A 734-nucleotide genomic window follows, 5' to 3' on the forward strand; every position below is an offset into this window, starting at 1 on the left:
CAGCGCGAGGGCGTGATTATCGCGAACCTCGTGAATCTGTGGAACAGCTTCGGCAAGGCCGTTTGCGTCAAAAAGCTCTAGTTGCGTCCGCAACCAACTGCGGGCCTACCCTGCTGAACAAAGCCCCCGACCATCTCGATAACGTGACAATGCCATCAGGATGGCGCGACCTATTACAGTTGAGCCGGGTGCGCTCTGCGCAGGCGTCAACCAGGCGACGATTCAGTTGTGAGCAACCAGGGCACCATGAGTCGCCAGACGTTCTCACTGAATGTGGGCCTTGGTCGATGTAATCGGGCCGTTCTCAATTAATGTGGGCTCGTTCATGGCCGGCGATATTCTCAGCGAATGTGGTTCCGAAACGACCGATGTAATCGGGTCCTGCGTCGGATGTTATCGGGCCGCTACAGCTACTGCACCAATTCTGTATAACGAGATGACTTCAAGGTGCCTAACACCGTCTAATCGCGGATAGGAAATGCGAGTCTCATCTCGTCTTTTGCGTCAAGGTAACGCTCAAGATAGTCAGGCGGCATATCATTAAAGGCCGAGACACGTCCGTATGGATCAACGTATTCCGTATACGGGTTGCGAGTTCCGCTCGCTTGATCCCATGCATTGCCACTGCTTCTTAGTCCGCGAATAATGGTCTCGGCGGCCTCAGGGCCAGCCGCTCGCTTAACTCTCATTTTTGTAAATCGATCCATTCGCGAGTTATCGGCCGGGTTTTGAGC

1 protein-coding gene is annotated in these 734 nt (G+C 54.1%); it reads right to left on the bottom strand.

Annotated elements, in window-relative coordinates:
• Positions 1-461: 461 nt before the first annotated feature.
• Positions 462-734 (bottom strand): hypothetical protein (locus AB3X89_RS40050; RefSeq protein WP_368588036.1); only part of this gene is annotated, 273 nt, incomplete at its 5' end.

The sequence above is a fragment of the Paraburkholderia sp. BR14320 genome, from assembly GCF_040948665.1.
Lineage (GTDB): Bacteria > Pseudomonadota > Gammaproteobacteria > Burkholderiales > Burkholderiaceae > Paraburkholderia > Paraburkholderia youngii.